Origin of the sequence: Amycolatopsis camponoti, from assembly GCF_902497555.1 — a bacterium.
Lineage (GTDB): Bacteria > Actinomycetota > Actinomycetes > Mycobacteriales > Pseudonocardiaceae > Amycolatopsis > Amycolatopsis camponoti.
Window position 1 is genome coordinate 1,424,493 of record NZ_CABVGP010000001.1, and the last position, 21,178, is coordinate 1,445,670.

Below are 21,178 nucleotides of genomic sequence, written 5' to 3' on the forward strand. Positions count from 1 at the left end.
TCAGCGGATCAGTACCACCACTGCGTCTGGCCGCCCGAGATGAAGTCCCACAGCTGCAGCCGCGTGCCGTTGGCGCCGACCGAACCCTCGCCGGTCAGGTAGCGGTTGTTCGAGGGGCTCTGGAAACGCAGGTAGCCCTCCGGGATCAGGGTGTCGGCCCACCACTGGTTCTTGCCGCCGGCGACGTAGTCCCACAGCTGGACCTTGGTGCCGTTCTTGCCGATCGTCCCGAGGTCGGCGTCGAGGTAGCGGCCGCTCTGCACGTTCTGGAAGCGCAGGTAGCCCTCCGGGTTGCGGGTGACGTAGAACGCCTGGTTCGCGGCGTACACGTCGCAGTCCCACAGCTGCATCTTCGTGCCGTTGGCACCGATCGTGCCCAGGTCGGCGTCCCAGCACCGGCCGAACTTGGCGGACTCGATCAGGTAGGCGTCGGCCTCGGCGACCTGCGCGCCGGCGACCCCGGGGGTGGACCGGTGAGCGGCACCCACCTTCGCGGGCCGCAGCTTGATCCCGCCGGCGAGCGTCGAGACCGCGGTCCCCTTGCCGTCGGCCGGGGCCGCGCCGGCCTGCGGAACGGCCACCAGGCCGAACAGGCCCGCCGCCGCGGCGACCGTCACCATCAGCCGCTTCATCTTCGTCATCGTTCCCCTTTTCGTCGATTCACCTGTGCTCGCGGGGAAGAAGGCGGGCACGAACCGGCCCCGGGCCACTGCGGACCCGGCGCGTGGACGTGCCGGCGAATCCCCCTCGCGGAGACCGTCAAACCCCCGAAAGCGGTCTCCGAAACCATCATTCAGTGCGCTCCGGCCCCCGTCGAGGTCATTTCCGCGAGGGGACAGAACGCACGTCAGACGTGTAACGGAACGGAACCGGCGCCGATACAGGGGCAGACACCGGGGGGAGCACTTGCGCATCGAGCTGACCTTGGCCGACCTCGTCCGCGTCGGGCTCGCGGCCGCGGCCGACCCGATGGGCGAGCTCGCCGCGAGCCTGCAGGTCCTGCAGCGGCGCGACGGCGGCCGCGCGGCGGCTTCGGCGGCGTTCAACCGGTGGCGCTACCGGGTGTGGCAGAGCCTGCCCGACTCGGCCGCGGTGCTGATGTGGCTGTGCCGGCCGGACGCGCCGATCCCGGAGTTCCTGCTGCCCGCGGCGGGGCGCTACGAGCTGGAGTCCGGGCTCACGGCGGTGCTGAAGACGGAACCGGTGAGCCTGAAGACCGCGTTGCGCACGGCGCCGGCCGACCGTGACCTGCCGGCGTGGGCCGCCGCGCTCGCGGACGGCGACACGGCGGGCCTGCCGCGATTGGTCCAGGCCATGCGCGACTACCACGAGCTCGCGCTCGCCCCGGCGTGGGACACGGTGTCCGGACAGGTGGACGCCGACCTCGGGATGCGCACGCAGCTGCTGCTCCACGGCGGCGTCGACGCGCTGCTGACCGGCCTCCGGCCGCTGGTGCGCTGGGAAGCGCCGGCCCTGGAGACCGACGACCGCATTGCCGGCACGGTCCCGTCGGAGGGCACGGGGCTCCTGCTGGTGCCGACGTACTTCTCGGTGTGCCCGGCGCTGGTCCCCGCGGCCCCGGGCGGCACGCCGCGGCTGCACTACCCGTGCGTCCGCCAGGCCGCGCCGCCCGCGGGCTTGGGGCACGCGGCGCACCGGGCGTCGGGCAAGGCGCTGGCGGACCTGCTGGGGCCGACCCGCGCGGCGGCGCTGGCGGTCCTGGCGGTGGGGTGCTCGACGTCCGAGCTGGCGGCGCGGCTGGGGGTGACGCCGTCGGCGGTCAGCAAGCACACCACGGTGCTGCGGCGCGCCGGGCTGATCATCACGCACCGGGAGCGGAACACGGTCCTGCACTCGCTCACACCCCTGGGAAGCGCTCTCCTGGACACCTGAGGCTCGTGCACCAAGCTGGACGCGGCGATGCCGGGTGGCGAGCGGCCACCGGGACACCCGCGGGGAAGCTCAGCCGAGCTTGGTCGTCGCCTCGACGAGTTCCGACAACGCCTCCCGGGCCACTTCGCCGAACCCGCGCTCGTTCGCCGGCGCCACCCAGCGCGCGAAGCCCGTCGTGAACGCCAGGCCGCCGATCTCCGCGGCCAGGCTCGCCGCCGGGTCGGGGACGCCACGCGCTCGCAGCGCGTCCGCCATGGCGGCCCTCAGCTTGGCCCGCTTGAGCAGCTCGCGCTCCCTCAGGTCGCTCTGGTCCGCGACCACCGCCTGGACCTTGCGCGCGAACTCGCGGTGGTCCGGGCCGAACGTCGTCTCCGTGGCCGTCAGGGCCGCCGAGATCGCCTCGAGCGGGGTGGCCGATGCCGGTGCCGCGGCGATCGCCTCCGCGAACGTGCGGCTCAGGATGTCCTGGCCCGCGAACAGCACTTCGCGCTTGTCGGCGAAGTGCCGGAAGAACGTCCGTTTCGTCAGCCCGGCGCGTTCGGTGATCTCCGCGACCGTCACCTCGTCGTAGCCGCGCTCGAGGAACGACTCGACCGCGGCGCGCACCAGCCGCTCGCGTGCGTTCGGCTCCCAGCGGCTCATGCCCCCAGTTTAAGCGATGACACCCGGTGTCGTCATACGTGCTACGTTTGATGGCACCAGGTGTCATCACAAGGAGGTTCTCATGCGTGTCTTCGTCACCGGGGCCAGCGGCTGGATCGGCTCGGCCCTCGTGCCCGAATTGCTCGAGGCCGGCCACCAGGTCGTCGGCCTCGCCCGGTCGGACGCCTCCGCGGCGGCCGTCGAAGAAAGGGGTGCCGAGGTGCTCCGGGGTGACCTGGACGACCTCGAGACGCTCGCGAAGGGCGCCGCGGACGCCGATGCCGTCGTCCACCTCGCCTTCGGGCACGACTTCAGCCGGATGGACGCCGCGATCCGGGCCGACGCGGCCGCCGTCGAAGCCATGGCCGCCGTGCTCGAAGGCAAGGTGCTGGTGGCCGCCTCGGGGACGCCGTCGGTGCCAGGGGGCGTGGCGACCGAGCGGGACGACCCCGCCGGCTTCGGCCTGGTGGCGGGCCGGATGGACAACGCCCGTGCCGTCGTGAAGACGGCGGAGAACGGCGTCCGCGCGTCGGTCGTCCGGCTGCCGCGGTCGGTGCACGGGGAAGGGGACGCCCACGGGCTCATCACGCGGCTCATCGCCGCGGGGAAGCAGAAGGGCGTCGCGGCCTACGTCGGCGACGGGACGGCTCGCTGGCCGGCGGTGCACGTCCTCGACGCGGCCCACCTGTTCCGCCTGGCGCTGGAGCAGGCGCCCGCGGGCTCGATGCTGCACGCGGTGGGCGACGAGGGCGTGGCCATCCGGGACGTCGCGGACGTGGTCGGCCGCCGGCTCGGCCTCCCCGTCACGTCCGTCGAGGCCGACGAACTCGGCTTCCTCGGCGCGCTGCTGGCGATCGACCAGCCGGCGTCCGCGGACGGGACCCGGGAGCTGCTCGGCTGGCGGCCGGAACACCCGGGACTGCTCGACGACCTCGAAAACGGTTACTACGACTGATAGTGGTACAGCGCCGGCGGAGGTGGCGACAGTGACACCTCCGCCGGCGCCGGGTCTTACGCGATCGGCCGGTCCGTCGGCGCGATCGGCCGGGGCAGGACCTCGCGCCCGGTCAGGTAGGCGTCGACGCCGGCCGCGGCGCTGCGGCCCTCCGCGATCGCCCAGACGATCAGGGACTGGCCGCGGCCCATGTCACCGGCCACGAACACGTTGTCCAGGCTCGTCTTGAACGCCTTGTCGCGGGCCACGTTGCCGCGCGGGTCCAGCTCGACGCCCAGGTCCTCGATCAGGCCCTTCTTCTGCGGCCCGAGGAAGCCCATCGCCAGCAGGACGAGCTGGGCGGGCAGCTCGCGCTCGGACCCGTCGACCGGGACGAACTTGCCGCCCTCGTTGCGCACCTCGACCAGCTTCAGCGCCCGCACGCGGCCATCCGCGTCACCCAGGAACTCCTGCGTGTTCACCGCGTACAGCCGCTCGCCGCCCTCTTCGTGCGCCGAGGACACCCGGTAGATCATCGGGTACGTCGGCCACGGGTGGGCGTCGGACCGGGCCTCCGGCGGCTTGGGCATGATCTCGAGCTGCGTCACCGAACGCGCGCCCTGGCGGTGCGACGTCCCGACGCAGTCCGCGCCCGTGTCGCCGCCGCCGATGACGACGACGTCCAGGCCCTCGGCCGAATACGGGGACTCGGCGAGGTCACCGGACGCGACCCGGTTGGCCGGCGGCAGGAACTCCATCGCCTGGTGGATGCCGTCCAGCTCCCGGCCGGGGATCGGCAGGTCGCGCCAGTCGGTGGCCCCGCCCGCGAGCACGACCGCGTCGTACGACGACCGCAGCTCGTCGGCGGAAAGATCCACCCCGACGTTCACCGACGTGCGGAACTCCGTGCCCTCGGCCTCCATCTGCGCGAGACGGCGGTCGAGGCGGTGCTTCTCCATCTTGAACTCGGGGATGCCGTAGCGCAGCAGCCCGCCGATCTTGTCGGCCCGCTCGAGGACCACGACGCTGTGGCCCGCGCGCGTGAGCTGCTGCGCCGCGGCGAGTCCCGACGGGCCGGAGCCCACGACCGCGACCTTCTTGCCCGTGCGGACGGTGGGCGGCTGCGGCGTCACCCAGCCCTCTTCGAAAGCGCGGTCGACGATGGAGATCTCGACGCGCTTGATCGTCACCGGGTCGTCGTTGATCCCGAGCACGCACGCGGTTTCGCACGGCGCCGGGCACAGGGTGCCGGTGAACTCCGGGAAGTTGTTGGTCGCGTGCAGCCGTTCGATGGCCTGCTGCCAGTCTTCCCGCCACACCAGGGTGTTCCACTCGGGGATGAGGTTCCCGAGCGGGCAGCCCTGGTGGCAGAACGGGATGCCGCAGTCCATGCAGCGGCCGGCCTGCTTCTCCAGCTTCGTCGACGCGAAGTCCTCGTAGACCTCTCGCCAGTCCATCAGCCGCAGGTCGACCGGACGGCGCTTCGGCTCTTCGCGGGTGGTGGTCAGAAAGCCCTTGGGGTCAGCCATGTGCGGCCTCCATGATCGCCTCGTTCACGTCGCGCCCGTCCCGCTCGGCCTGAACCTGGGCCGCGAGCACGCGCTTGTAGTCCTTCGGCATGACCTTCCCGAAGCGGTCGACGCCCGCGTCCCAGTCGGCCAGCAGCTCCCGCGCGACGGCGGATTCCGTTTCGTCGTAGTGCTTCTCCAGCGTCTCGCGCAGGAAGTCCGCGTCCTCGGAGTCGAGCGGGTCGATGTCGACCATCTCCGGGTTGACGCGGTGCGCGGGCAGGTCCAGCACGTACGCGATGCCACCGGACATGCCGGCCGCGAAGTTGCGGCCGATCTGCCCCAGCACGACCATCCGGCCGCCGGTCATGTACTCGCCGCCGTGGTCGCCGACGCCTTCGACGACGGCCAGCGCGCCCGAGTTGCGCACGCAGAACCGCTCGCCGACCTTGCCGCGGATGAAGATCTCGCCGCTGGTCGCGCCGTAGGCGATCACGTTGCCGGCGATGATGTGGTCCTCGGCGGCGATCCGCGCGTCCTGCGACGGCCGCACGATCAGCCGGCCGCCGGAGAGTCCCTTGCCGACGTAGTCGTTGCCGTCGCCGTAGAGCCGCAGCGTGATGCCCTTCGGCACGAACGCGCCGAACGACTGGCCGGCGGTCCCGGTGAAGGTGACGTCGATGGTGTCGTCGGGCAGGCCTTCGCCGCCCCACCGCCGGGTCAGCTCCGAGCCGAGCATCGTGCCGACGGTCCGGTTCACGTTGCGGACGGGCAGCTCCAGCCGCACCTTGTCACCCGAGTTCAACGCGCCTTCGGCGAGCTGGATCAGCGTGTTGTCCAGCGCCTTCTCGAGCCCGTGGTCCTGCTGGGTCTGCTGCAGGCGCAGGCCCGCCGGGGCCATCTCGGGCACGTGGAAGATCGGCGACAGGTCGAGCCCGGCCGCCTTCCAGTGGTCGACGGCCTTGCGCTTGTCGAGGAACTCGGCGTGGCCGACGGCCTCGGCGATCGACCGGAAGCCGAGCTCCGCCAGGTACTCGCGCACTTCCTGGGCGATGAACTCGAAGAAGTTGACGACGTACTCGGCCTTGCCGCTGAACTTCTCACGCAGCTTCGGGTTCTGCGTCGCGACGCCGACCGGGCACGTGTCGAGGTGGCAGACGCGCATCATGATGCAGCCCGAAACGACCAGCGGCGCGGTCGCGAAGCCGAACTCCTCGGCGCCGAGCAGCGCCGCGACGATGACGTCACGGCCGGTCTTGAGCTGGCCGTCGGTCTGCACCACGATCCGGTCGCGCAGCCGGTTGGCCAGCAGCGTCTGCTGCGTCTCGGCCAGGCCGAGCTCCCACGGGCCGCCCGCGTGCTTGATGGACGACAGCGGCGACGCGCCGGTTCCGCCGTCGTGGCCCGAGATGAGCACGACGTCGGCGTGCGCCTTCGAGACGCCCGCCGCGACCGTGCCGACGCCGACCTCGGAGACCAGCTTCACGTGGATGCGGGCCTTCGGGTTGGCGTTCTTCAGGTCGTGGATCAGCTGGGCGAGGTCCTCGATCGAGTAGATGTCGTGGTGCGGCGGCGGCGAAATCAAGCCCACGCCCGGCGTCGAGAACCGCGTCTTCGCGATCCACGGGTACACCTTCGCGCCGGGCAGCTGCCCGCCTTCGCCGGGCTTCGCGCCCTGCGCCATCTTGATCTGGATGTCGTCGGCGTTGACGAGGTACTCGCTCGTGACGCCGAAGCGGCCCGACGCGACCTGCTTGACCGCTGAGCGGCGCTCCGGGTCGTAGAGGCGCTCCGCGTCTTCGCCGCCCTCGCCGGTGTTGGACTTCCCGCCGAGGCGGTTCATCGCGATGGCGAGGGTCTGGTGCATCTCCATCGAGATCGAGCCGTAGGAGATGGCGCCGGTGGCGAACCGCTTGACGATCTCGGAGACCGGTTCGACCTCCTCGATCGGCACCGGCGCGCGCTTGCCGTACTTGAAGTCGAACAGCCCGCGCAGCGTCAGCAGCTTCTCGGACTGGTCGTCGACGGCCTTCGTGTACTCCTTGAAGACGTCGTACTTCCCGGCCCGCGTGGAGTGCTGCAGCTTGAACACCGTCTGCGGGTTGAACAGGTGCGGCTCGCCTTCGCGGCGCCACTGGTAGTCCGCGCCGGTCTCCAGCTCGCGGTGGGCGGGGCGGACGCCGTCGGCCGGGAAGGCGTAGGCGTGCCGCTTCGCGACCTCGTCGGCCAGCGTCTCGAAGCCGACGCCGCCGAGGCGGGACGTCGTGCCGGTGAAGCAGTTGTCGACGACCTCCTCGCCGAGCCCGACCGCTTCGAAGATCTGCGCGCCGGTGTAGGACGCGACGGTCGAGACACCCATCTTGGACATCGTCTTGCGGACGCCCTTGCCCAGCGCCTTGATCAGGTTCTGCGTCGCCTGCTTCGGCGTCACGCCCGGGATCAGGCCCTGGTGGGCCATCTCCTCGACGGTCGCCATCGCCAGGTACGGGTTCACCGCGGCGACGCCGTAGCCGATGAGCAGGGCGATGTGGTGCACCTCGCGCGCGTCGCCGGCCTCGACGATGAGGCCGACCTGCGTGCGCGTCTTCTCGCGGACGAGGTGGTGGTGCACCGCGCCGGTGAGCAGCAGCGAGGGGATCGGCGCGTGGTGCTCGTCGACGCCGCGGTCGGACAGCACGATCAGCCGTGCGCCGTCCTCGATCGCCTCCGACACCTCGGCGCGGATCTCGTCGAGCCGCTGGACCAGCGCTTCGCCGCCGCCGTGGACGTTGTAGCGGCCGAGCACGGTGACCGCCTGGAACTCCGGCAGCGTGCCGTCGTCGTTGACGTGGACCAGCTTGGCGAGCTGGTCGTTGTCGAGCACCGGGAACGGCAGTGCGATCCGGCGGCACGACGCGGCGTTGCCGGCCAGCAGGTTCGGCTCGGCGCCGATCTGCGTGCCGAGCGCGGTGACGAGCTCCTCGCGGATGGCGTCCAGCGGCGGGTTCGTGACCTGGGCGAACAGCTGGATGAAGTAGTCGAAGATCAGCCGCGGCCGGCTCGACAGCGTCGCGATCGGCGAGTCGTTGCCCATCGAGCCGATCGGCTCCGCGCCGGTGCGGGCCATCGGCTCGAGGATGGCTTCGAGCTCTTCCTCGGTGTAGCCGAACGCCTGCTGGCGGCGGACGAGCGCGGCGTGCAGCGGCACCTCGCGGTCGCGCTCGGGCAGGTCTTCGAGCTGCAGCAGGCCGGCCTCGACCCACTCGTCGTACGGGTGCGCGGTGGCCAGCTCGGTCTTGACCTCGTCGTCCTCGACGATGCGGCCTTCGACGGTGTCGACGAGGAACATCCGGCCGGGCTCGAGGCGTCCCTTCCGGACGATCGTCGCCGGGTCGATGTCGAGCACGCCGACCTCGGAGGCGAGCACGACGAGGCCGTCGTCGGTCACCCAGTACCGCCCGGGGCGCAGGCCGTTGCGGTCGAGCACCGCCCCGATCTGGCTGCCGTCGGTGAAGGCGACGAGCGCCGGGCCGTCCCACGGCTCCATCAGGGTCGAGTGGAACTCGTAGAAGGCGCGTCGCGCCGGGTCCATTTCCTGGTGGTTCTCCCAGGCTTCCGGGATCATCATGAGAACCGCGTGCGGCAGCGAGCGGCCGCCCAGGTGGAGCAGCTCCAGGACTTCGTCGAACGACGCCGAGTCGCTGGCGCCGCGCGTGATCACCGGGTAGATCCGCTTGAGGTCGCCCGGGACCAGGTCGGTTTCGAGGAGGGCCTCGCGGGCGTCCATCCAGTTGCGGTTGCCGCGCAAGGTGTTGATCTCGCCGTTGTGCGCCACGTAGCGGTACGGGTGCGCCAGCGGCCACGACGGGAAGGTGTTGGTGGAGAAGCGGGAGTGCACGAGGCCGATGGCGCTGGTGACGCGCTCGTCTGTCAGGTCGGCGAAGAAGCGCTCGACCTGGGGCTCGGTGAGCATTCCTTTGTAGACGATCGTGCGCGAGGAGAGGCTCGGGAAGTAGACGTCTTCCTCGGCCAGCTCGTGCTCGGCGCGCTTGCGGACGCAGAACGCGCTGCGCTCGATGTGCAGCGGGTCCGAGTGCTCCGGCTTCGGGCGGCGCGCGGCGAGGAACAGCTGCGTGAAGTGCGGCATGGTCTCGGCCGCGGTCGGCCCGCAGTGCTCGGTGTGCACGGGCAGCTCGCGCCAGCCGAGGACGCGCATGTCCTCCTCGGCGGCGATGCGCTCGATGGTCGTCATGGCCCGGCCGCGGCGCTTTTCGTCCTGCGGCAGGAAAGCCGTGCCGACGGCGTAGGTGCCCGGCTCGGGGAGCTCGAAGTCCACGACCTCGCGGTAGAACTCGTCCGGGATCTGGATCAGCAGTCCGGCGCCGTCGCCGGTGTCCGGTTCGGCGCCCCGCGCCCCGCGATGTTCCAGGTTGCGCAACGCGACCAGGGCCTTGGCGACGATCGCATGATCGCGTCGTCCGGTCAGGTCGGCGACGAAGGCGACACCGCAGGCGTCGTGTTCGTAGTCGCTCCGGTAGAGGCCCTCGGCCTCGGCGTTGCTGAGCTGCTGCCCCGCGCGGGGCAGGGAACGGGCACGGTGGGTCACGGCTGGCCGCCTCCCAAGGCGTTGGCGCGACCGGTACTCACTCCATCGTGTGGTTCGAGCTGAACCGGTTAACGAAGTGGTCCGGTACCGCGATGGTCAGTCGAGAACAGTTGCTGTTGTCGGCGTTGTCTGAAGTGCAAGATGCCGCGAGCGCGGGCCGGGCGCCGCAGTGCTCATTTAGTGACGCCGGAAACCGGACGCGGGTCATCTGGGAGGCCGCACAACACTGGGCAGCCGAACGTGTCGGTCCTGCGTGCGCGCACGGGCAGACCACGGTGGTGGGGGTCGGCTCGAGCGCGCGGTGTTACTCCCGGGTTCGCCGGGTCTTATGACGATAGTGTGAATTCGCTGTTATCGACATACGTCGTTGTCCCAGGGTGGGAAATGCCACGCTTACGTTGACGGGCCCCAGGGTAGTCCCATATGCCGGGCTGTTCCTCCCGAGTATCGGAAAATAGCGGCCCTGACCTGCGGAAACGTCTGTCTCAAGTGGTCTGGGGCACGTGTCGCGGCACCCGTGCGGGGTGGCAAGCTGAGTGCATGACGGACTCGGCCGATGACTGATCGTTATCTCTCCGTGGCTCGTTCCGGGGTGCACGAGATCGAGATCAAGCGCTCCCGCTTCCTCTGCGCGCTGGCTCCGGTGACGTCGGAAGAGGCCGCGCGCGAGTTCATCGCGGCCCGCCGGCGCGCCGAACCCGGGGCGCGGCACCACTGTCACGCGTTCGTTTTGGGGCCGGATGGGCGGACTCGGCGGTCCAGTGACGACGGTGAGCCGGCGGGGACCGCGGGCACGCCGATGCTGGAGGTGCTGCGGCGCCGGTCGATCACGGACACCGTCGCGGTGGTGACGCGCTACTTCGGGGGAGTGCTGCTGGGGGCGGGCGGCTTGATCCGCGCGTACGGTCAGTCCGTTTCGGACGCACTGGAAGTGGTTGGTGTACTAGAACACCGGCGTCTCAGGCTCGTGGAGGTGGCGGTGAGTTACGACCGCGCGGGCCGGCTGGAGAACGACTTGAGAGCGTCTTCGTACTTGGTCCACGCGACTCACTTCGACGCGTCGGCTCGCTTCGAGATCGGCCTGGCGCCGGACGAGGTCCCGGCTTTCGAAGGTTGGCTCGCGAACCTGACGAACGGCGAAGCCACCGCGACCGAACTCGGCGACCACTGGGTGGTCCACCGGCGCTGAGTGGTCCGGTCGCGGAACCGGTTGGCGCACAACGGACTTTCGGTGCTTCCGCGACAGGGTCCCGCCGTGGCACCATGTCGTCCCACCGAGTTCCGGTACCACTTCGATCGCCACAACGTCGTCGACGCGGCTCGTTCCACGCTGACAACGTTGTCAGAAACGCTTGCCCGACAACGTTGTCGCCCGGCGGAAGGTGCGACAAGGAGGGAAGGTTCCATGTCCGGACCACTCGCCAGACGGCTGCGCGGGGCCGCGCTCGCCGCGGTCATCGCGGCCGGAGGGCTCGTCGCACTGCCCGCCGCAACCGCCGGCGCCGCGACGCTCGCCCTTACGCAGTACGTGAATCCCTTCATCGGCACGGACAACAGCAACTCCCCGAACCCCGTGCCCGGCGGCGCCGGCGGCAGCACGTACCCCGGCGCGGCCGTGCCGTTCGGGATGACGCAGTTCAGCCCGGACACCCCGACCGGGTCGCCGTCCGGCTACCGCTACAGCGACACCAGCATCGAAGAGTTCAGCCTCACCCACTTCAACGGCGCGGGGTGTCCCAACAACGAGGACCTCGGCCTGCTGCCGATCACCGGCGCCATCGGCACGTCGCCGGGCACCGGCTGGACGGGATACGCGGGCCGCTACACGAAGGCGAACGAGTCGGCCGCGCCCGGCTACTACAAGAACAAGCTCGACAACTACAACACGACCGTCGAGCTGTCGGCCACCCAGCGGTCCGGCTTCATGAAGCTGACCTACCCGAACACGACGTCCGCGCGGCTGCTCGTCAACCCCGGCCGCAGCGCGACCGGCAACCGCAACGGATCCATCAGCATCAGCGGCAGCCAGCTCACCGGCTCGGCGACGGGCGGCGGCTTCTGCGGCTCGTCCAAGACCTACCAGATCTTCTACGTCATCCAGTTCGACCGCGCGCCCAGCGGATTCGGCACCTGGCTCGGCGGCACGGTCTCGAACGGGTCCGCGAGCACCAGCGGCACGAACGCCGGCGGCTACGTCACCTTCGACACCTCGTCGAACACCACCGTGCAGGCGAAGGTCGGCATCTCGTTCGTCAGCCTGGCCAACGCGCAGGCGAACCTCGCCGCCGAGAACCCCGGGTTCGACTTCGCCGGGATCCGCGCCGCGGCCGACACGAGTTGGAACACGATCCTCAACCGCGTCCAGGTGACCGGCGGCGCGGCGGCGGACCTGCAGAAGTTCTACACGGCGCTGTACCACGTGTTCCAGAACCCGAACATCGCCAGCGACACCAACGGCCAGTACCGCGGGTTCGACCAGGCGATCCACACCGCGTCGCACACCGTCTACCAGAACTACTCCGGCTGGGACATCTACCGGTCGTGGGCCGCGCTGATCGGGCTCGTCGCCCCGGCGGAAGCGAGTGACATAGCCAAGTCCATGGTGCTCGACGGCCAGCAGGGCGGGTTGCTGCCCAAGTGGTCGCACAACAACAACGAGCACTTCGTGATGACCGGTGACCCCGGGCCGATCGTCGTCGGCAGCATGTACGCGTTCGGCGTCCGCGGCTTCGACACCGCGGCCGCGCTGACGCTGATGGACAAGAGCTCCAACGGCGGCACCGCGCAGGGCGGCGCGATCCGCGGGCGCCAGTCCGGGTACGTCAGCCGCCACTACGTCACCGAGGACCCGTCGGACTCGCTCGAGTACTCGGCGTCGGACTTCGCGGTGGCGCAGTTCGCGAAGGCCGTCGGTGACACGACGAAGTACACCACCTACATGCAGCGCGCCCAGTGGTGGCAGAACGTGTTCGGCACCGACTCCGGCTACATCCAGCCGCGGGGCAGCGACGGCACGTGGGCGTGGCCGGTCGTGCCGTCGAGCAACAGCGGCTACACCGAAGGCAACCCGTCGCAGTACACGTGGATGGTGCCCTACAACTACCAGGGCCTGATCAACCTGATGGGCGGCGCCAAGACGGCCGTCCAACGGCTGGACCACCACTTCACCCAGCTCAACGGCGGCCTGACCCAGCCGTACTTCTACATCGGCAACGAGCCCGAGCACGGCGTGCCGTGGGCGTACAACTACGCCGCCCACCCGCAGGGCACCAGCTCGGCGGTGCGGCGCGTGATGAACGAGTCGTTCACCACCGGCGCGGGCGGCGAGCCCGGCAACGACGACCTCGGCGCGACGTCGGCGTGGTACGTCTTCGCCGCGCTCGGGATGTACCCGGCGACCCCGGGGGCGGACGTCCTGGCCCTGCACGGCCCGCTGTTCCCGGCGGTCTCGATCATCCGCCCGAGCGGGACGATCCAGATCAACGGAAGTGGTGCCGGCCAGGGCGCGCAGTACGTGCAGAGCCTCAGCGTCAACGGCGTCTCGACGACGAAGTCGTGGATCCGCTACGGCGACATCGCGGGTGCGTCGACGCTGAACTACACGATGGGCTCGTCGCCGAGTGCGTGGGGCACGAACGCCTCCGACGTCCCGCCGTCGTACAACGACGGGTTCACGCCGCCGGCCACCGCGCCGGACCTCGGCACGAACCTGGCCCAGGGCAAGGCGGCGACGGGCTCGGCCACGTGCAACTCGGCCGAGACCGCGGACAAGGCCGTCGACGGCAGCCTGGCGAACAACAGCAAGTTCTGCTCCACCGCCGCCACGAAGTTCCTCCAGGTGGACCTCGGGTCGGCGCAGAACGTGTCGTCGTTCGTCGTCAAGCACGCCGGCCTCGGCGGGGAGACGACCGGCTGGAACACCGGCGCTTTCACGATCCAGACGTCGACCGACGGCTCGAACTGGACGACGGTCGCGTCCGTGACCGGTTCGCGGGCCAGCCGCACGTACAGCCCGATCACGACGAGGTCGGCGCGGTACGTGAAGCTGAACCTCACCACCCCGGCCAACGACGGCAACGGCGCGGCCCGGATCTACGAGTTCGAGGTCTACCGCTGACCCACCGGTCGTGAGTGAGAAACAGGGTTCTAACCCGGTTTCTCACTCACGACCGGCCAGCCACTGCTCGCGGGTGATCGCGTACTCGATCTCGCCGTGTTCGCTGCCCGGTGCCCGCTCGTGCTCCGGGAACTCCTCGAAGTACGTGCGAACCACCGTCATCCCCAGTTTCTCCATGACCCGGCGCGACGCTTTGTTCACCACCATGGTGGTCGCCGTGACGCGCCGGACCCCCAGGTCCGTGAAGCCCTGCGCGAGCAGCGCCGCCGAGCCTTCGGTGCCGTAGCCCTTGCCCCAGGCGTTGCGGTGCAGCCGGTACCCCAGCTCCGGCTCGTCCGGCGGGTCCTGCGGGCGCGGGCGGAAATGGAACCATCCCAGGAAATCGCCGGTGCTCTTCTCGATCGCCGCCCAGAACCCGTAACCGGGGAAACGCTCGTAGTAACCGAGGAACGCGGGGAGATCCAGCGTGACGATCTCGGTGCGGTCCGCCGGCTGTCCCCCATTGAGGTACTTCATCACGGCCGGGTCGTCGTAGAGCGCGAAGAGCGAGTCGGCGTCGTTCTCGGTGAACCGGCGGAAGATCAGCCGCTCGGTTTCGAGGAATACGTGCATCGGGTAATGCTGTCAGTGACCCCAGTGCGTGGCAATGCGATTACGCGGCGGCGGCGAAGACCTCGCCCAGCGCGCGCGAGCCGGCTTCGGTCAGCACCGCGGGAACGCGGGTGCCGCACTTGCCGGGGCTGGCGGGTGCGATCAGGCCGAGCCGGGCGAGCCGGTGCACGGTGGACTGGTCGCAGCAGCTCAGGCCGTCGATGAACAGGTCGGGCTCGCAGCTGCAGCTGATCTCGGCGCGGCCTCCGGCCACGGCTCTCAATGTGGCCCGCTCACGGTGGTTCAGTTCCGTTGTCATGGCGGTGCCTCCTTCCCGTCGTGCTCATTAGACCGCTCACCACCGACATTTTCCGCCTTTGAGGGTGCGAACCCGGGTATTTCAGGGGAACACTTAGGGGTGGCGTGTCGCACTCTCCGGGGTTACCCCGGTGGAAGTGGTTCAAGCGTCGTCTTCCGCAGGTGACGGAAAACGATCGACGTCCGGAAGCCGACGATCTCCCGGCGCAGCGCCAGCCGGTCGGCCAGGAAAGCGTGCAGCGCGTCGATGTCCGGCGTGGTGACTTCGATCAGGAAATCGTCACTCCCCGCGGTTACGTACACTGAGAGCACTTCCGGCAGTTCGGAGATCGAGCGCTGGAACTCGTCGATGACGGCCCGGCTCAGCGGCCGCACCTGCGCCGCGACGAGCGCGCGGACGCCGCGGTTGAGGCTCGCCAGGTCGATGTCGGCGTGGTACCCGCGGATGACGCCGCGCTCCCGCAGGAGCCGGATGCGTTCGAGGCACGTCGAGGGCGCGACGCCGACCTTCCGGGCGATGTCCCGGTTGGTCTGCCGGGCGTCTTCCTGCAAATGCCGGACGATCGCCGAATCAAGTTCGTCGAGCACCGCGACCTCCTCGTCATTACCGAATTTCGTTCGGAGACTTGTCGACAACACCGACGATCACTCTAACTTCGGTCGACATGACCGCACATGAACAGCTCGTCGCCCGGCGTGGCCGTCGTTCCGGCGTCACTACGATGATCGCGATCCATTCGACCGCCCTCGGCCCGGCCGTCGGCGGCTGCCGCCTGAAGCAGTACGACGGCCTCACCCAGGCGGTCGACGACGTCCTGCGCCTTTCGGCGGCCATGACGGCGAAGTGCGCCGTGGCGGGGCTCGCGTTCGGCGGTGGCAAGAGCGTCATCGCGCTGGAGCCCGGACGCGTCCTCGCGCCGGCGGAACGCCGGGACGTCCTCCTCGACCACGCCGACCTCGTCGCCGAGTTCGGCGGCACCTACCTGGCCGGCCCGGACGTCGGCACCGGCCCGGCCGACATGCTCGTGCTGCGCGAGGTCTCGGCGTTCGCGTTCTGCGTGCCCGAGTCCGCGGGCGGCACCGGCTCCTCCAGCGGCCCGACCGCCGTCGGCGTGCTGGCCGCCCTCCGGGCCGCCGCCACCGCGGTGTTCGGCTCCGCCGACATGACGGGCCGCCGGGTGGTGATCAGCGGCTACGGCTCCGTGGGTGCCCACCTCGCGGCGAGCCTGCACGCGAGCGGTGCCGACGTCGTCGTCTCCGACATCGACCCGGCGAAGCGCGCCGACGCCGAAAGCGGCGGGCTGACCTGGGTCGAGCCCGAGAAGGCGCTCACCCTGACCGCCGATGTCGTCGTCCCGGCGGCGGTCGGCGGGGTGCTGAGCCCCGAGACGGTGGCCCGGCTCGACACCCCGTTGGTCGTCGGCCCGGCCAACAACCAGCTCACCGAGGACGCCGTCGCGGACGACCTGGCCGCCCACGGCGTCCTGTGGGTCCCGGACTACGTCGCGAGCGCCGGCGGGATCCTGTACACGCTCTCGCGGGAAGCGGAGGGCCTGGACCACGAGGCCGCGCTCGCCCGCGTCGAGACGATCGGGAAGACCGTCACCGACCTCCTGAACGCCGCGAAGGCCAACGCGACCACCCCGCTGCGCGCGGCGGCCGCGCTGGCCGCGCGACGGCTCACTTCTGGTGCGGAGCCACGTACTCCTTGGCCTCCGGCGCCTCGAACAGCGGCTTGACGTACCGGACGCCGCCCTCGGCGGAGGCGTCCGGCGTCGCGGCGTAGACCTGGCGCGTCGCCGGCGTCCCCGGCTTGGAGAAGTCGAGCGCCGCGACCAGGTCGTCGGTGTTCGCCGACGTCGTCTGCTTCAGCGCCGCGGCGATGCCGTCGCGGGTGAGGTCCTTGTTGTCGCATGCCTTCTTCAGCACCGCGCCCCACACCTCGCCGACCGCGTAGCCGTAGGGGACACCGCCGTTCGGCGTCTCCTTGTACGCGGCCTTGTACTTCGCCGCGACGTCCTTCGCCTTCGGCAGGTCGGCCGAGAACGGCACGCTGCTGGCGACCACCGTCAGCTTGTCCAGCGCGTTCGCCGCCGGGCTCTTCAGCAGCACCGGGTCGAACGTCGGGTTGTTGCCCAGCACCGGCACGTTCAGCCCGAGCGCCTTGTTCGCCGCGACCGCCGAGCCGGTCTGGGCGGGCGTGGTGGTCAGCGCGATCAGCTTCACCCCGGCGCCCTTGAGCCCGGTGACGACGTTCGTGAGGTCGCTGTCGGTCGAGGTGATCTTGACTTGCTTGACCGTCAGGTTGTGCTTCTTCGCGTAGAACTGCGAACCGCGCAGGCCGTTCTTGCCGTACTCGCCGTCGATGTAGACGTGCCCGATCGTGTCGCCGTCCTTGAGCATCCCCTGCTCCTGCAGGTACGCCAGGCCGTCGATCATCTCCACGTCGTAGGTGGTGCCGACGATCATCACGTACGGGTTGTCCAGCAGCTCCGACGACCACGACGCGGGCGCGGCGACGGCCTTGTCGGACGCCAGGTTCTGCTTCAGCGCGGCCACCACCGGCGAGCCGAGCAGCTGCACGAACCCGAGCACCTTCGGCTCGATCTGCGGGTACAGCGTCTTCGCCGTGTCGGCCTTGTAGCCGTGGTCGACCTCTTCGAGCTTCACCTGGCGGCCGCAGACGCCGCCGGCGGCGTTGAAGTCCTTGGCCCACAGCTCGTTGCCCTGCGTGACCCCGAGGCCGAGGTTCTTGAAGACGCCGGACTTGTCGGTCATCACGCCGAGCGTCACCTCGGTCGCCGTCACCCCCTTGCCGGTCTTGACGCCCGAGCTGTCCGGGCCCGACGAGCCCGCGTCGCCCGCTTTCGTGCTGCACGCCGAGAGGACGAGGACGGCCGCCAGCGCCGCCGCCAGGTGTGTGCGTTTCATGGTTCCTCCGCGGGTTGACCGGATTGACGGCGAAAACGTCGCTGCGTGAGCCGGCGGCCGATCGCGGCGAGCCCGCCCGGCTCGAACAGGACGACGACGATGATCGCGGCGCCGTAGACGAACGAGCTGACCAGGATCGGGGTCAGCGCGCCGTCGCCGGTGCCGGCGAACCAGCCCAGGTCGGCGGAGTACAGGGAGAGCACCTGCGGCAGCCCGTTGACGATCAGCGCGCCGACCAGCGCGCCGGGGACCGAGCCGAGCCCGCCGATGATGACCATCGCGAGGTAGGCGATGGACACGTTGATGCCGTAGGTGCCGAACTCGCTCTCGTCCGGCTTGAGGATGTCGAACCACAGCACGGTCATCGCGCCGGCGAGACCGCCGTAGGCCGAAGAGACGGCGAACGCGCCCGCCTTGGCGCGCAGCACGCTGACGCCCATCACCGCGGCCGCGGCCTCGTTGTCGCGCACCGCCCGCCACGACCGGCCGGGCCGCCCCCGGACGGCGCCGCGGGCGACCACGAAAGCCAGGACGGTGAGCAGCAGGAAGAGGTACCACATGCGCTCGGCCTGCCGGATCGGGACGCCGAGCACGGTGATTTCGGGGCCGTCGTTGGTGAAGGGGAAGCCGAACAGCGAGAACGGCGCCGGTGCGCGTCCGGTCGACGTCCCGCCGGTGAGCTCTTCCGCCGACTGCCCGAAGTAGAGGCCGAGGAAGACCAGGGCCAGGGAGGCGACGCCGAGGTAGATCCCGCGCAGCCGCCCGGCCACCGGCGCGAAGGCCAGGCCCAGCAGCGCGGAGACGACGACCGCGCCGACGAGGGACAGGCCGGGGTCCAGGCCGAAGCCGACGACGCGGTCGTCACCGGTCGGTCCGGAAAGGACGGTGTACGCCGTGCCGCCGGCGAGCAGGAAGAACGCGTGGGCCAGGGAAAGCTGCCCGGCCTGCCCGACCACCAGCGTCAGCCCGATCGCGCCGACCCCGCCGATCATCATGTACTGGCCGGCCTTGAGCCAGGCCGCGTCGAGGTAGAGCGGCAGGGCGAGCAGGACGACCAGCACCACGAGCCACGCGGCCCGGCGCACCAGCTTCGCGAGATCGCGGCGCGGCGGCGCCGCGGCTTCGGCGGCGGGCGGGCTGTCCACTTCGGACACGGCACTGTCAGACACGGGTTCGCTCCCTCGTGCCGAACAGCCCCGAGGGCCGCACCACCAGGACCACCAGCATCACCAGGAACACCGCGCTCTTCGAGAAGTCGAACGACACGTACTGCGCGGACAGCGCTTCCACGATGCCCACGACCAAGCCGCCGACCACCGCGCCCGCCGTCGAGTCGAGGCCGCCGAGGATCGCCGCCGGGAAGGCGGCCAGCGCGATCGAGTGCGTCCCGCGGGAAAGGCCGGCGCCGGAGAAGTCCTGCGTCGCGATGAACAGCACGGCCACCCCGGCCAGCAGCCCGGCGACCAGCCACGCGGTCGCGGTGACGCGCGAGCTGCGGATGCCCATCAGCGCGGCGGCTTCGCGGTTCTCCGCCTGCGCCCGCATGGCCACGCCCCAGTTCGAGTACTTGAAGGCCAGCCAGAACGCCGTGATCAGCACCGCGGCCACGCCGAGCGCGACCAGGTGCGTGCGGAACAGCGTGATCCCGCCGACCTGGAACGGCTTCGCGTCCCAGGCGTCGCCGAGGAAGGGCAGCGTGACGCCGAGCCGGCGCACGATCTCCTCGGTGACGATCACGTCGACGCCGATGGTGAGCAGGGCCAGGCTGTTCGCGTCGGCGTGGCGGGAGCGCGAGAGCAGCAACCGCTCCAAGACCAGGCCGAGCAGCCCGGCCGAGACGATGCCGACCAGCGACGCGCCCACCCAGCCGAGCGCGTCCCGCGTCACCACGACGAGGTAGCCGCCGAAGAGCACCAGCGAGCCGTGCGCGAAGTTGACCACCTCGGTGGCCTTGAAGATGATGACGAACCCCAGCGCGAGCAGCGCGAACACCGCGCCCTTGCCGAGGCCGTTCACCGTGAGCTGCAGGAACGTGTTCACGCCGCCTCCGTGCCGAGGTAGGCCTTGATGACGTCGGGGTCCGACTGGACCTGCGCCGGGGTGCCGTCGGCGATCCGGCGGCCGAAGTCGAGCACCGTGACCCGGTCGGCGATGCCCATCACCAGGCTCATGTCGTGCTCGACGAGCAGGATCGAGATGCCCAGCTCGGCGCGGATCCCGGTGATCGTGCCGGCCAGCTCCGCGGTCTCCGCCGCGTTCATCCCGGCCGCGGGCTCGTCGAGCAGGAGCAGCACCGGCTCGACGGCCAGCGCGCGGGCCAGGTCGACCCGCTTGACGACGCCGTAGGGCAGCGCGCCGACCGGGGCGTCGACGACCGCCTCGAGGCCGAGGTACGCGCAGATCTCCCGCGCGCGTTCGGCGTGGCGGCGTTCGGAGCGGACCGTCCACGGCAGCCGCAGCCCGACCTCGAGGAAGCCGCCTCGGGTCAGCGCGTGGCGGCTGAGCAGCACGTTGTCCAGCACCGTCGAGCCGGGCGACAGCGCGGCGTTCTGGAACGACCGGCCGACGCCGAGCCCGGCGAGCTTGTGCGGCGCGAGCCCGGTGAGGTCGGTGTCGCCGAGCCGCACGCGGCCGGCGTCGGACCGGTAGAGGCCGCTGATCACGTTGAAGCAGCTGGACTTCCCGGCGCCGTTCGGCCCGATCAGCGCGTGCAGCGAGCCGGGGGTGACGGTGAAGCTCACTTCGTCGAGGGCGCGGATCCCGCCGAACCGCAGGGAAACGCCTTCGACTCGCAGTTCCGGCGGCGTCATCCGGCCCACCTCGACAAAGTCCGGCCGGCCAGGCGTTCGCGCGCGGTCTCCGCTTCGGCGTCGGCGGCTTCCTGCGATTCGGCGTGCCCGCCGAGGTAGAGCCGCCGGACGTCCTGGCTGGCGGCCAGCTCGGCGGCCGTCCCGGCCAGCGCCACCCGGCCGACCTCCAGCACGACGGCGTGGTCGGCGACGCCGAGCGCCATCACGGCGTTCTGCTCGACCAGCACCACGGCGGTGCCGCGGGAGTGGATCTCGCGGATGGTCCGGGCGATCTGCTGGACGACCTTCGGCGCCAGCCCCAGCGACGGCTCGTCGAGCAGCAGCAGCTTCGGCGCGGACATGAGCGCCCGGCCGATCGCCAGCATCTGCTGCTCACCGCCGGACAGCAGCCCGGCGCGCTGCTTGGCGCGCTCCCGGAGCACGGGGAACAGCTCGTCGACGCGCTCGCGGGCGGCGTCCCGTTCGGCCGCGCCGCGCGCCCCGATGCCGCCGGCGCGCAGGTTCTCCTCGACGGTCATCCGCGCGAAGATCTGCCGTCCTTCCGGCACGCCGACGACGCCGAGCCCGACGATCCGGGCCGGGTCGAGCTTGCCGAGCACGTGGCCGTCGTAGCGGATCTCGCCGTCCTCGATCGCGCCGCGGTGCATGCGGAGGGTGCCGGAGACGGCTCTGAGCAGGGTCGACTTCCCGGCACCGTTGCTGCCGAGCACGGCGAGGACGCCGTCGGCGGAGACGTCGAGGTCGACCCCGTGCAGGGCGGCCGTCGACCGGCCGTACCGCACCCGAAGGCCACGCACGGTCAGCACGGACTCACTCCTGGGCGCAAGACGCCTCCTCCGCTCGTGTGAC

At 70.6% G+C, this 21,178-nt stretch carries 17 protein-coding genes; 5 read left to right on the forward strand and 12 right to left on the reverse strand.

The genetic code is table 11. The annotated features are described in order from the left end of the window. Positions 1–8 precede the first annotated feature (8 nt). On the reverse strand, positions 9–641 hold the full coding sequence (locus AA23TX_RS06945; protein ID WP_155541740.1) for an RICIN domain-containing protein: 633 nt from the start codon (positions 639–641) through the stop codon (positions 9–11). Between the two features lie 265 nt (positions 642–906). Here AA23TX_RS06945 and AA23TX_RS06950 point away from each other — a divergent pair, with 265 nt between their 5' ends. After that, entirely contained in the window at positions 907–1,893 is a 987-nt protein-coding gene (locus tag AA23TX_RS06950; protein ID WP_155541741.1) for an ArsR/SmtB family transcription factor, read from the forward strand. A 69-nt stretch (positions 1,894–1,962) separates the two neighbouring features. On the opposite strand, the gene AA23TX_RS06955 is transcribed toward AA23TX_RS06950, so the two are convergent. Further along, positions 1,963–2,535, reverse strand: coding sequence for a TetR/AcrR family transcriptional regulator (locus AA23TX_RS06955; RefSeq protein ID WP_155541742.1), 573 nt, complete (start codon positions 2,533–2,535; stop codon positions 1,963–1,965). 82 nt (positions 2,536–2,617) lie between these two features. Between AA23TX_RS06955 and AA23TX_RS06960 the strand changes: the two genes are divergently transcribed. Continuing rightward, the gene (locus AA23TX_RS06960) at positions 2,618–3,490 is read left to right on the forward strand and encodes an SDR family oxidoreductase (protein WP_155541743.1); all 873 of its coding nucleotides are present in this window, start codon (positions 2,618–2,620) and stop codon (positions 3,488–3,490) included. Between the two features lie 56 nt (positions 3,491–3,546). Here the strand turns inward: AA23TX_RS06960 and AA23TX_RS06965 are convergent, their stop codons facing one another. Next, positions 3,547–4,998: a glutamate synthase subunit beta gene (locus AA23TX_RS06965; RefSeq protein ID WP_155541744.1), complete on the reverse strand. Its 1,452-nt coding sequence runs from the start codon at positions 4,996–4,998 to the stop codon at positions 3,547–3,549. After that, on the reverse strand, positions 4,991–9,562 hold the full coding sequence (gene gltB, locus AA23TX_RS06970) for a glutamate synthase large subunit (RefSeq protein WP_155541745.1): 4,572 nt from the start codon (positions 9,560–9,562) through the stop codon (positions 4,991–4,993). The genes AA23TX_RS06965 and gltB overlap by 8 nt, the downstream gene beginning before the upstream one ends. A 556-nt stretch (positions 9,563–10,118) precedes the next feature. On the opposite strand from gltB, the gene AA23TX_RS06975 reads away from it, so the two are divergent. Together AA23TX_RS06975 and AA23TX_RS06980 are read left to right on the forward strand one after the other, a co-directional pair. Continuing rightward, positions 10,119–10,751: a YigZ family protein gene (locus AA23TX_RS06975; RefSeq protein WP_155541746.1), complete on the forward strand. Its 633-nt coding sequence runs from the start codon at positions 10,119–10,121 to the stop codon at positions 10,749–10,751. A gap of 216 nt (positions 10,752–10,967) precedes the next feature. Next, positions 10,968–13,679 (forward strand): GH92 family glycosyl hydrolase, encoded by a 2,712-nt coding sequence (locus tag AA23TX_RS06980; RefSeq protein WP_155541747.1) that lies wholly within the window; start codon positions 10,968–10,970, stop codon positions 13,677–13,679. Positions 13,680–13,721: 42 nt separating this feature from the next. Here AA23TX_RS06980 and AA23TX_RS06985 read toward each other — a convergent pair whose 3' ends face one another. The 3 genes from AA23TX_RS06985 to AA23TX_RS06995 form a co-directional block, all read right to left on the reverse strand. After that, a complete protein-coding gene (locus AA23TX_RS06985) occupies positions 13,722–14,291 on the reverse strand; it encodes a GNAT family N-acetyltransferase (RefSeq protein WP_155541748.1) in 570 nt (189 codons plus the stop codon). Positions 14,292–14,331: 40 nt separating this feature from the next. After that, positions 14,332–14,589, reverse strand: a complete 258-nt coding sequence (locus AA23TX_RS06990) for a hypothetical protein (protein ID WP_196425207.1) — start codon at positions 14,587–14,589, stop codon at positions 14,332–14,334. 122 nt (positions 14,590–14,711) lie between these two features. Further along, the gene (locus tag AA23TX_RS06995; RefSeq protein ID WP_155544304.1) at positions 14,712–15,176 is read right to left on the reverse strand and encodes an Lrp/AsnC family transcriptional regulator; all 465 of its coding nucleotides are present in this window, start codon (positions 15,174–15,176) and stop codon (positions 14,712–14,714) included. Positions 15,177–15,253: 77 nt separating this feature from the next. Between AA23TX_RS06995 and AA23TX_RS07000 the strand changes: the two genes are divergently transcribed. Continuing rightward, positions 15,254–16,327 (forward strand): Glu/Leu/Phe/Val dehydrogenase dimerization domain-containing protein, encoded by a 1,074-nt coding sequence (locus AA23TX_RS07000; protein WP_155541749.1) that lies wholly within the window; start codon positions 15,254–15,256, stop codon positions 16,325–16,327. On the opposite strand, the gene AA23TX_RS07005 is transcribed toward AA23TX_RS07000, so the two are convergent. The 5 genes from AA23TX_RS07005 to AA23TX_RS07025 are packed head-to-tail and all read right to left on the reverse strand — an operon-like array spanning position 16,269 to position 21,135. Then, positions 16,269–17,519: an ABC transporter substrate-binding protein gene (locus AA23TX_RS07005; RefSeq protein WP_155541750.1), complete on the reverse strand. Its 1,251-nt coding sequence runs from the start codon at positions 17,517–17,519 to the stop codon at positions 16,269–16,271. The two genes, AA23TX_RS07000 and AA23TX_RS07005, sit on opposite strands and share 59 nt — an antisense overlap. Then, a complete protein-coding gene (locus tag AA23TX_RS07010; RefSeq protein WP_230862383.1) occupies positions 17,516–18,688 on the reverse strand; it encodes a branched-chain amino acid ABC transporter permease in 1,173 nt (390 codons plus the stop codon). The genes AA23TX_RS07005 and AA23TX_RS07010 overlap by 4 nt, the downstream gene beginning before the upstream one ends. Next, positions 18,681–19,559 (reverse strand): branched-chain amino acid ABC transporter permease, encoded by an 879-nt coding sequence (locus AA23TX_RS07015; protein WP_155541751.1) that lies wholly within the window; start codon positions 19,557–19,559, stop codon positions 18,681–18,683. The genes AA23TX_RS07010 and AA23TX_RS07015 overlap by 8 nt, the downstream gene beginning before the upstream one ends. Beyond that, on the reverse strand, positions 19,556–20,329 hold the full coding sequence (locus AA23TX_RS07020; protein WP_196425208.1) for an ABC transporter ATP-binding protein: 774 nt from the start codon (positions 20,327–20,329) through the stop codon (positions 19,556–19,558). Before AA23TX_RS07020 ends, AA23TX_RS07015 begins: the two co-directional genes overlap by 4 nt. Further along, the gene (locus AA23TX_RS07025) at positions 20,326–21,135 is read right to left on the reverse strand and encodes an ABC transporter ATP-binding protein (protein WP_155541753.1); all 810 of its coding nucleotides are present in this window, start codon (positions 21,133–21,135) and stop codon (positions 20,326–20,328) included. Before AA23TX_RS07025 ends, AA23TX_RS07020 begins: the two co-directional genes overlap by 4 nt. Positions 21,136–21,178: the final 43 nt, after the last annotated feature.